Origin of the sequence: Hymenobacter fastidiosus, from assembly GCF_039539565.1 — a bacterium.
Lineage (GTDB): Bacteria > Bacteroidota > Bacteroidia > Cytophagales > Hymenobacteraceae > Hymenobacter > Hymenobacter fastidiosus.
Genome location: NZ_BAABDJ010000041.1, coordinates 1 through 9,904, shown reverse-complemented (window position 1 = coordinate 9,904; position 9,904 = coordinate 1). Strand labels below are relative to the sequence as shown.

At 55.7% G+C, this 9,904-nt stretch carries 9 protein-coding genes; 5 read left to right on the top strand and 4 right to left on the bottom strand.

Translation table 11 applies throughout. From position 1 onward, the window contains the following. Positions 1–360 precede the first annotated feature (360 nt). The 5 genes from ABD833_RS18985 (at position 361) to ABD833_RS18965 (ending at position 5,708) form a co-directional block, all read left to right on the top strand. Complete coding sequence (locus ABD833_RS18985) at positions 361–1,005, top strand: DUF1919 domain-containing protein (protein WP_345075169.1); 645 nt, start codon at positions 361–363, stop codon at positions 1,003–1,005. 32 nt (positions 1,006–1,037) lie between these two features. Next, on the top strand, positions 1,038–2,057 hold the full coding sequence (locus ABD833_RS18980; protein WP_345075168.1) for a glycosyltransferase family 2 protein: 1,020 nt from the start codon (positions 1,038–1,040) through the stop codon (positions 2,055–2,057). Between the two features lie 17 nt (positions 2,058–2,074). After that, positions 2,075–3,322: a glycosyltransferase gene (locus ABD833_RS18975; protein WP_345075166.1), complete on the top strand. Its 1,248-nt coding sequence runs from the start codon at positions 2,075–2,077 to the stop codon at positions 3,320–3,322. Positions 3,323–3,330: 8 nt separating this feature from the next. Then, positions 3,331–4,554: a glycosyltransferase family protein gene (locus ABD833_RS18970; protein ID WP_345075165.1), complete on the top strand. Its 1,224-nt coding sequence runs from the start codon at positions 3,331–3,333 to the stop codon at positions 4,552–4,554. A gap of 182 nt (positions 4,555–4,736) precedes the next feature. Beyond that, on the top strand, positions 4,737–5,708 hold the full coding sequence (locus tag ABD833_RS18965) for an IS30 family transposase (protein ID WP_345075163.1): 972 nt from the start codon (positions 4,737–4,739) through the stop codon (positions 5,706–5,708). A gap of 133 nt (positions 5,709–5,841) precedes the next feature. On the opposite strand, the gene ABD833_RS18960 is transcribed toward ABD833_RS18965, so the two are convergent. The 4 genes from ABD833_RS18960 to ABD833_RS18945 form a co-directional block, all read right to left on the bottom strand. After that, positions 5,842–6,780: a glycosyltransferase family 2 protein gene (locus ABD833_RS18960; RefSeq protein ID WP_345075162.1), complete on the bottom strand. Its 939-nt coding sequence runs from the start codon at positions 6,778–6,780 to the stop codon at positions 5,842–5,844. A gap of 135 nt (positions 6,781–6,915) precedes the next feature. Next, positions 6,916–7,839, bottom strand: coding sequence for a glycosyltransferase family 2 protein (locus ABD833_RS18955; protein ID WP_345075161.1), 924 nt, complete (start codon positions 7,837–7,839; stop codon positions 6,916–6,918). Positions 7,840–7,891: 52 nt separating this feature from the next. Continuing rightward, positions 7,892–8,524 carry a NeuD/PglB/VioB family sugar acetyltransferase gene (locus ABD833_RS18950; RefSeq protein ID WP_345075160.1) on the bottom strand — a complete coding sequence of 211 codons (633 nt, stop codon included), beginning with the start codon at positions 8,522–8,524 and terminating at the stop codon, positions 7,892–7,894. Positions 8,525–8,680: 156 nt separating this feature from the next. Further along, positions 8,681–9,781: a DegT/DnrJ/EryC1/StrS family aminotransferase gene (locus ABD833_RS18945; RefSeq protein WP_345075159.1), complete on the bottom strand. Its 1,101-nt coding sequence runs from the start codon at positions 9,779–9,781 to the stop codon at positions 8,681–8,683. Between the last annotated feature and the right edge of the window lie 123 nt (positions 9,782–9,904).

Here is a 9,904-nt window from a genome sequence, read left to right as displayed (position 1 = left end):
ATTCAAAACGGCGGATGCCCGCATCAAACTCGCTAAATTATACCCGACCCAATAAGGTTTCTCGACCAGTAGAACACCTCAACTTCGTTTTCCGCCACCCCAATCTGACCGAAGCCCGCTTCCGCCGCCTCTATGCCAAGCGCCTGGCTACGCAGCTGGCCCGGCGGGCTGGTTAGGTCGCGGCCGTATGGCGCTGGTTGCCGGGGGAGGGGGAAATAGCTAATTTTGAGGTCTTGCACCCACTGCACAACTTCCGGGTGTCCGTAGGTAGCCGCCGGGAGGTCTTGCGGGTGTTTCACGAAGTGCGGGCCCTGCAGCAGCGGCTGAATTCTTCCCGATAACCTCAACTAGTTTTGTCTAATGTCATTGATTCGCCGCATCCGCACTAAAATCAACGAAACCCTATACCAGCGGCGGCGGCAGCGGCAGCAGCAGCAACTCCGGAACCATGACTTCACCCTGATTTCTAATGACTGCTGGGGCGCCGAGGTGTACAAGTACTTTGAACTGCCCTTCAACACGCCCTTTATTGGCCTGATGCTGATGGCGCCCTGCTACCTGGAGCTGTTACGCGACCCCCGGCACTACCTGAGCCAGCGCTTGGAGTTCCAGGCACAGTCGCGCTACGAGAGTATCAATGAGCTACAAAAGAGTCACAAGCAAACGTTTCCGGTAGCCACACTTGGCGGCAATGTGGAAGTGCAGTTTCTGCACTATCACTCCCCACAGGAAGCCGCCGAAAAGTGGCAGCGCCGGGTAGCGCGCATCAACTGGAACAACTTGCGGGTGAAGTTCGATGGCAGCAAAGATTTCGCCACCCCCGAACTTGTGCGCGAATTCACCCGTCTACCGTATCAGCAGTTGCTGCTGCTGGAAAAACCCGTGACCGGTGCCCCCCAAGGCGTGGTAGTGCCCGACTACACCACCAACGGTATGGAGCTATTTCGCCGCGCCATGCCGTATTTCGATTTGTTGGGGTGGCTGCAGCAGCCCTCCCAGACGTAGGTCAAAGCCGTATCACTTGATTTGTTGAGCTCATGTCCCCGCGCGTTTCGATTTTAGTACCTGTATATAATGTGGAGGCCTACATCCAGGAAACGCTGCGCAGCCTGCTCCGGCAGACGTTTCAGGATTTTGAGATCGTGGTCGTTAACGACCGATCCACTGACCAGACTGCCGAGCGGATTGTGGCCCTGAACGACCCGCGCATCCGCCTCTACACTAACCCTCAGAACATTGGCCGCGCGGGATCCGACAATGTGGGCATGAACCTAGTGCGGGGAGAACTGGTAGCCAAAATGGACGGCGACGACCTGTGTCACCCCGAGCGGCTGGCCCGGCAAGTAGCTTTTCTGGATGCTCACCCTACCGTAGACGTCGTCGGGAGTTGGGTGCAGTGCTTTGGCGCGGGCCGCATGTTGTTTGAATACCCGGTCCAGCCCGTCGACGCGCGCGCCATGATGGTGTTCAACATGACTGTGGGCAACCCCTCCGTGATGCTTCGGGCCCGCCTGTGGCAGGAACAGGGCCTGCGCTATGACGATCAGCTGCGCCAAACCGAGGACTACGACTTCTTCGGGCGCTACCTGCCCCAGCTTACCATTGCCAACCTGCCGGAGGCCCTGGTGCAATACCGAGTGCTGCCCCATAGCGTGCGGCCGGCCGTATACGATGAGCGCCTGCGCGTGGCCAACCAGATCCGGGCCCGGCTGCTCACCACGTTTGGCGTGTCTTACTCAACCAGGGAGCTGCACCTGCACAACATCATTTCCCACCACCCCTTTCAGTTGGGGGATATCATGTTGGAGGAAGTACATCAGTGGCTGTGGAAAATATACGTCAGCAACCAGGAAAGTGGCTTTGCCAACCCGGCCGCCATGTTGCGGGCCGTAGCCGAGCAGTGGTTTCTAACTTGCTACCTCAATCCAGACCGCCGCCATAACTCTTGGCGCGAGTACTACAGGCAGCCCCTGGCCCGGCACTACCGGCTGCCCCCCCGTTTATTCGCTAAATTTGCGGTCAAAAATTTCGTACTGCGCCATTTGAAGCGCAGCTAGCTCCGTCTTTTCCTGGCATGAGGTCGTCTTCTCCCCGCAAAAATATTCTTCTGCTCATTCCGCAGCTCACCTACGGGGGAGCCGAGCGGGTTTTTCACGATCATGGCCAGGAATTAGCTCGTCAGCACCGGGTAATTGAGTGCGTATTCGACAGTAGCACGGAGGTCGCTTTTCCCACCCGCAATACGCTCGTCGCCCTGGACATCCCAGCCGGAAGCGGCGTAGGCGGGAAGCTGCTGACTTTCTGGCGCCGTATCCAGCGGGTGCGGGCCCTGAAGCGTGAGCATAGCATCGACGTGTGCATCAGCCATCTGGAAGGCGCAGACTATCTTAATCTGCTAAGCAAGGGGCACGAAAAGGTGCTGCTTTGTGTGCACAACTCCAAGCGCCACGACCCCAATATCCGGGGCGCACTGGGATGGCTGCGCCGCCGGGTGCTGATGCCCTGGCTCTACCGCGCTGCCGACTATATCGTGCCCGTGAGCCGGGAATTACGGCAGGAACTACTTGATACTTTCGGGCTGCAGCCTGAAAAAGTAGTGACTATCAACAATTTTTTCGATGTGGAAGGTATTCGCCGTCGCAGCCTGGAGCCTTTGCCGATAGCGGCTCAGGCATTGTTTACACAATATCCAGTGCTGATTACAGCTGGTCGCCTGGCCCACGAGAAAAACCAGCGGGCCTTGCTGGATGTGCTGGCACTGTTGCGGACGCAGGGCCATAATGCGCCCCGGCTGGCTCTTTTGGGCGACGGTCCCCTGCGCGCCGATCTACTGCGCCGCTGCCAGGAACTGGACTTGCGCCGCTGGCAGATCTGGGACGAACAGCCGCTAACCACCGATTTCGATGTGTATTTCTTCGGCTTCCAAAGCAACCCCTTTCAATACATTGCCCGAGCCCGCGTGTCGTTGCTTTCTTCTGCTACTGAAGGCTTCCCCATGGCCTTATGCGAAGCTATGGCCTGCGGTGTACCGGTCGCTTCTACCGACTGCCCCACTGGTCCCCGGGAGATCTTAGCTCCGCTCACGCCCGCCGCCCACTATGCGGCCACCCCCGAATGGGCCGAATTCGGACTGCTGTTACCGCTGCTGGGCCAGGGACAAGAAGTAGCCGGTGCTGCTCCTCAATGGAGTGGAGCCTTACTTGAGTTACTGGCCTCTCCGGACCGTATAGAGCACTATCGTACTCAAGCCTTGGTCCGGGTGCAGAATTTCGGCCCGGAACCTATTATGCAGCAGTGGGAGGCCTTATTGCACAAAGCTTAATCCACAGAATGTCTACTCGCTCCGTCATTGTTTTCGTGTATAATAGTTGTGATGACCCACTCTTCAAAGGCAACCTGCTGTTGTTGCTGGCGCACGTGGGCCGGCAGCAGCCCGATCTGCGGCTGCACCTGATTACGTATGAGCAAGTCGAATACGCCCTTACACCCGCCCAGCAAACACAGCGACACGAGGAATTTGCCCGCTTCAACATGGTCTGGTATCCACTAACATGGCATTCCGGGCGCTTCAAGCTGCTGAAAAAGGCCTATGACCTGCTGGCCGGCGTTTGGCTGGTGCTGCGGCTCAAGCTTAAGTTCAGCGCCAGATCAGTGGTGTCATTGGGAACAGTATCGGGCAGCTTTGCTTTTCTGATTGCCAAGCTGTTCGGGCTCAAATACTACGGCTACCAGTACGAGCCGCACAGCGAGTTCATGCTCGATTGCCACATCTGGCCCGCCAGCAGTCTGGCCTACCGGGGGCTGAATTATTTAGAACGGCTTAGTGGCCTGCAAGCTGATATTCTTTCAACCGGAACCATCCACATGATGCAGCGGCTGCAGCAGCGGGGTAGTAAGGCCAAAGTGTATAAGCTGCCCAGCTGCGTTGATGAAACCCGAATTGCCTTTCGACCGGAAGGACGGCAGCGGGTACGGGACAAGTATAAAATTCCAACCGAGCAGACCGTGATTTTATATCTGGGCAAGTTCGGGGGTATCTATTATGACCAGGAAATTGCTGAGCTGTTTTACTCGTTTTACCAGCATAATTCCAGCCTGTTTTTCCTGATTGTGACGCCGGAACCAGTCGACTACGTTGCGGGCCTGATGCAGCAAGCAGGCTTGCCGGACGCCAGCTATACGGTAACGCGTTGCCCCTATGAGCAGGTGCAGGACTACATTTCAGCCGCCGATTTCGGAATTGTCGCGGTGCCGGCGTTACCCTCCCAACGGTTTCGTTCTCCCATTAAAGTAGGCGAGTATCTGTGCTGCGGGCTGCCGTATTTAGTGTGCGCAGGGGTCTCGGAGGATGATTTGGTAGCAGAAAGAGATGAGGTGGGGGTAGTGGTACAAGAATTCAGTCCGGCTGAGGCGAACCGTATCTATCCGCAGATAGCGCGGCTATTGGCCACCGACAAAATGCTGTTGCGGGCTCGCTGCCGGGTGGCCGGAATTGCTTATCGGGGCATGAGTCAGTATCTGCCTACGGCGGAAGAAATCTTTGCTCAGCTTTAATGTTTGGCGGTGGTCTAATAGACTTGATTCGGAAGAAGTGGCTACTTAGATTCTAAAATGAAATGCAACAAACGCGTTTGCTGTCTGCAATAGCACTTTACCAGGAATCTCAGCGGGGAGTTACCTCCCCTCTGATTCCGGGGAAGGTGGTATGTTTGCCTCAATCGCCAAACTGTTGCACCATGCCCCACCTCACCCTCAGCCAAAGGTATCAAATCTGGAGCCTGCGCCATCTCAAGCCCGCCGAGATTGCCCGTAGAATCGGCAAACACCGCTCGGTCGTCACGCGCGAGCTGGCCCGTAATGGCCCCACCCGCCAGGCGTACCAGCCGCAGCTGGCCCACAAACGGGCGGCCCAACGCAAAAAAGCCAACGCCGTGAAAACGATACCGCTTGTGTGCCAGACCATTGCCCAAGGCCTGGCCAACCAATGGTCGCCCGACCAGATAAAAGGCCGCTGCCAGCAGCAGGGCCAGCCCATGCTCAGCCGGGCGGCCATTTATGCCCACATCTGGCGCGACCAGCGGCAGGGCGGCCAGTTGTACAAAGACTTACGCCACGCCAATCGGCCCTATCGCAAGCGCTATGGCAAACCCGACGGGCGCGGCAAAGCGGCCAAAAGGGCCGCTTTGCCCAGCATCGACCAGCGCCCGGCCGTGGTGGAAGAGAAGAGCCGCTTTGGCGACTGGGAACTCGACACGGTGCTGGGTCCCCAGCAAAAAGGCGTCCTGGTCACGATAACCGAACGCAGCAGCAACTATCTGCTCATGCAGCGGGTAGACGATAAATCCGCTGCCCAGACCCGTCAGGCGGTTATTGACAGCCTAAGCCAAAGCGGCTTGCCCGTCCACACGCTCACGTCGGATAACGGCACCGAGTTCGCCGACTATGAGCAGATCGCCAAAGCGTTAAAAACGTCTTTCTATTTTGCCCACCCCTACCATGCCTGGGAACGGGGAGGCAACGAGCATAACAACAAACTCATCCGCCAGTATCTGCCCAAAAAGCAAGACTTTTCCCAGATGAGCCCCCAACAGATAACCACCTACCAGGACCGCCTCAATGACCGACCCCGAAAGAAATTGAACTATTCCACGCGCAACAAACACCTTAAATTCCTCTTTTCAACCCAATTTGTTGCATTTCAAACGTGAACCTGCGCTGGCTTATCAGGCAAGTTGCTCGCTATCAAATGCCTGTAAAAATCGTGGGATAGAGTAGGTATGTCTCTCACTACTTAGGAAAGATACCACCCAGTTCTGTCCAGATTTAGTCGACCACCTCAAATTAGTTGGTAGCGGTCCCTAACCCCGGAAAGGACAACACTATCAGGGTTTTCAGGTCGCGCACGTTTGGCCATTGCCCCACCGAAAACTTATGGCGCAACGACTGCATAAAATACTCGCGGGCTTTGTCATACTGCTGATCTTTGACCATTACCCCTGCCAGAATGCTGTAATTTTCACTCTGCTTGAGCGTCAAGTTGCGGTGGTAGCGATGCTGCAGTTCTACGTCCAAGTATTGGCACATCTGGCCCAGGCGCAGCAGAAACTGCTCCTGCTTGCCTGCTCGGGTTACTCCCCCGGAGTGTACGCGATATACACTCATCGGCTGGGGCAGATAACCGACCCGGCCCTTAGATGCCAACAAAGAGAAAAGCGGCAAATCCACGACCACCGACTCATGAATCCAGGTGGGTAAAGAGTGAAGCACGCCATTGCGGTACATCACCGAGGCGGTGGCGATAAACCAGCCACTGGTAATGTCGTCTAGGCTGTACTCCGTTTTCTCGCTCTGATTCATCAGGTGCATCGCCCGTGTGGGGTCATCTTCATACACCACTTCGGCATTGTGAAAGCACATACTGAAGTCGGCATGTGCCTGCAAAAAGTCGGCCTGGCGTTGCAGCTTTTCCAGGCTAGTCCAATAGTCATCGCCCTCTACTATGGCCACGTAACTGCCGTGGCAACTGTACATGGCCCGCTCAAAATTGTGCGATACACCCAGGTTATGCGTGTTGGGAAGCAACCGGATCAGGTCAGGCTGCAACTGCTGGTAGCGGGCCAGAATTGCTGGTGTACGATCCGTAGAACAGTCGTCGGCCACCACTATTTCGAACGGAAAGTTCACGCGCTGGGAAATGATCTGATTCAAAGTCTGCTCCACGTATTGCTCGTGGTTATATGTCACCACCATTACGCTAACCAAAGGTGTGGGAATGGCCATGTTCTTATATAGAAAGATGAGAGGTAGCGAAAAGATCCGGACAGGCTACGCAGGCCATGGTTGGGGCCGGAACTCAGCTTGCGGAAACGGCAAGCACCCAAAATCCCGGCGCCCTAGGACAGCCTAAGGCAGCATCTACCGAATAAAAAGTCGCTTTACGTGTTTTTTTAAGCGAGCGGAACTGACGGTTACGGCCCGCAGATAATCCAGCCAGCCTTGCAATGGCTGGCCGTTCTGCCGGAATTTTACGCTCCGCACAAAGTACCAGTATTCCAGATCGGTGCTGTAGCGCTCGGATGCCTGCGGCAGCAGGCTGCGGTAGTGCTGCAATTCAAAAATACGCTTATTGATCATGGACAGGCTGTGCACTGCCATCATCGTAATACTGCCAGTATGCACCCGATACCGCGACATTACACGGGGCACGTAGTAAATACTGCCGTGCTGAGTGATGAGGAGTTGCAGCGTATAATCGCCGCTGTACACCCCACTGAACCACTGCGGCATTTGCAAGGCTGACCGCCGGAAAAACATGGAGGCCGTTGGAATACCCCACCCCAGCTGGATTATTTCCTCCTGACTGATAACCGGACGGGCCGCCGACATCATCTGAGGAAACTGCTCACTATAGAGTCTGGACGTCATCTGCTCCTGATTGGCAAACACTATCACTTCATCCGAAAACATTTCTGCATCGTGAATACAGAGCGCACATTCTGGATGAGCCTCCAGCGTAGCCAGCTGAACCGCCAGCTTCTGCGGGTCCGTCCAATAGTCATCACCTTCCAGCAAAGCAATATAGTCGCCGGTGCAGGCCGCCAGTGTAGCCATCAGGTTGCCCATGATGCCCAAATTAGCTTTCGGCAGCAGGGCCTTCACCCGACCCGGAAATCGTTGCTGGTAATCCAGCACAATGTCCCGCGTCGAGTCGGTTGAGCAATCCTCGCCAATCACGATTTCCACCTCAAACTTCGTTTGCTGCATCAGGGCCGAATCAATGGCCTGACGCAGAAATTTTTCGTGATTGTAGGTAATGCAACAGACGCTTACTTTCGGCATGAGAGGGAAAAACAACAGAAGAAAAGACAGTACCTTCGCTTCAGAAAGGTGTTCAAAGTTTCTTGGCCAGAGCCCGGGCCGGCACACCAACTACGGTGGTGTGGTCCGGTACATCCTGGTTGACGACGGCCCCCGCGCCCACCACCACGTGGTGCCCAAGGCGTACGCGCGGCAGCACCGTCGCGTTGGCCCCAACAAAGCAAAAGTCGCCGAGGTGAACTCCGCCCAACAGGCGCGCCCCGGGGGCAATTTCGCAGTACCGCCCCACAACCACATCGTGGTGAATACTGGCCGCCGTATTAATCAGGCTGCCTTCGCCAACGTGTACATTGGGCGACAGCAATGCCTGCTGCATCACATTGAGCCCTTCGCCCAGCACGCAGCCGTGCTTGCTGATACTTGCGGAAGCCGCTATGGCCGAATGTAGCCTTCCGCCCAGATCCTGAAATTTTTGGGTCAGCATCTGCCGCACCCGAACGCCCCCCACTCCCAGCACAAAGCGGTTATCCGTTGTCAGCCACTCAGCGGCCGAGTGCGGCGCCTTCAGTATTGGGTACAGCCCAAAAAGCTGCTCCGGCATATTCGGCGTCACATCATCATAAAAGGCGACAGTTGCGGGCTGCCACTCATTTTCGAACACATGCAACAGCTCAACAGCATGACCCCGTGCTCCAATTATTAGCATCCTTACCTACGCTGAAAGATCAAACGGCTTCAGGTATCATGCGCTTCGCCGTGGCCAGATGAAGTGCATGACACCTGAAACAACTCGTTCTGGTAATTTCATTACTATACGCTTCCTGCTCCGTCATCCAGCACAAATCTCGGAGCCGCTTATGCCCTATTGACTAACAGCCGCTTCTTTTCCCAAGGCCTGCAGAATAGTGGAGCAAACCCGGTCAACGTCCTCATCCTCCAGCCCATAGTACAGCGGCAGGCACAGTACCCGCACTGATACATCCTCCGACACGGGGGCCGGCTGCTTGTCGGTGTAGTCCAAGGTATTCAGTGAGGGATAAAAATAGCGGCGCGGCGTAATATCCTGCGCGTTAAGCGCATCACGAACTTGCAGCAGCACTTCCTCCGAGGGCAGCAGCGTGGGGTAATACGAGTAATTGTAGCGGGTATGGTCGTGAATACGGGGACGCGTCAGGGGGGTATCAGCCAGGAGGCGGTCATACCGCTCACTGATTTCCTTGCGCCGACGAATCAGCTCATCCACTCGCGGCAGCACGCACAAGCCCATGGCGGCATGAAACTCCGAGCTTTTACCATTCACACCCACGCCCCAGAAAGCTTCGGGGCCGTTGTGGCCGAAGTTGCGCATATAGCTGATTTTGTGCGCCAGCTCATCGTTATCTGTTACAATGGCGCCACCCTCTACCGTGTGAAACAACTTAGTAGCGTGAAAGCTCAGCGTGGAAATATCGCCGTAGTTCAGCACTGAGTTGTCTTTGTAGGTAACGCCGAAGGCGTGGGCCGCGTCATAAATCACGCGCAGCTTACGACGTACGGCGATTTCCTCAATGGCCTCCAAGTCGCAGGGATTCCCATACACATGCGTAGCCATAATAGCTACCGTCTGGGGGGTGATAGCCGCTTCGATCAGCGTAGGATCCAGGCACAAAGTTTTGGAGTCGATATCTACGAATACGGGCTTGCAGCCTTCCCATACCAGGCTGGAAGTGGTAGCCACGTAGGAGAAAGGGGTCGTGATTACTTCACCCTGCAGTTCCAGCGCCTTAATGGCAATCTGCAGGGCAATAGTACCGTTGTTGACGAAAAATAAATGCTTTACTCCTAGGTACTCCCGCAGCTGCTTCTCCAGTTCAACAACCAAAGGGCCTGCATTGGTCAGGTATACTCGGTCCCAAACGCCGCTCAGGTAGGCTACGTACTCTTCCAGGGGTGGCAAATAGGACTTTGTGACGTTAATATTCATGTGCATCAGGTTTGAAAAAGTGGGCAGCTGCCCAGCAGAAAAACACTTATACGATACTTTGTACCAACTCGGCGTACTGGTGCTGAGCAACCAGGCGGCCCTGGCTTAGTTCGTAAATTCGGT

Excerpts from the sequence above, each read along its gene's own strand:
- ABD833_RS18985 (WP_345075169.1), top strand. The coding sequence starts at position 361 with ATGTCATTGATTCGCCGCATCCGCACTAAAATCAACGAAACCCTATAC.
- ABD833_RS18980 (WP_345075168.1), top strand. The coding sequence starts at position 1,038 with ATGTCCCCGCGCGTTTCGATTTTAGTACCTGTATATAATGTGGAGGCC.
- ABD833_RS18975 (WP_345075166.1), top strand. The coding sequence starts at position 2,075 with ATGAGGTCGTCTTCTCCCCGCAAAAATATTCTTCTGCTCATTCCGCAG.
- ABD833_RS18970 (WP_345075165.1), top strand. The coding sequence starts at position 3,331 with ATGTCTACTCGCTCCGTCATTGTTTTCGTGTATAATAGTTGTGATGAC.
- ABD833_RS18965 (WP_345075163.1), top strand. The coding sequence starts at position 4,737 with ATGCCCCACCTCACCCTCAGCCAAAGGTATCAAATCTGGAGCCTGCGC.
- ABD833_RS18960 (WP_345075162.1), bottom strand. The coding sequence starts at position 6,780 with ATGGCCATTCCCACACCTTTGGTTAGCGTAATGGTGGTGACATATAAC.
- ABD833_RS18955 (WP_345075161.1), bottom strand. The coding sequence starts at position 7,839 with ATGCCGAAAGTAAGCGTCTGTTGCATTACCTACAATCACGAAAAATTT.
- ABD833_RS18950 (WP_345075160.1), bottom strand. The coding sequence starts at position 8,524 with ATGCTAATAATTGGAGCACGGGGTCATGCTGTTGAGCTGTTGCATGTG.
- ABD833_RS18945 (WP_345075159.1), bottom strand. The coding sequence starts at position 9,781 with ATGAATATTAACGTCACAAAGTCCTATTTGCCACCCCTGGAAGAGTAC.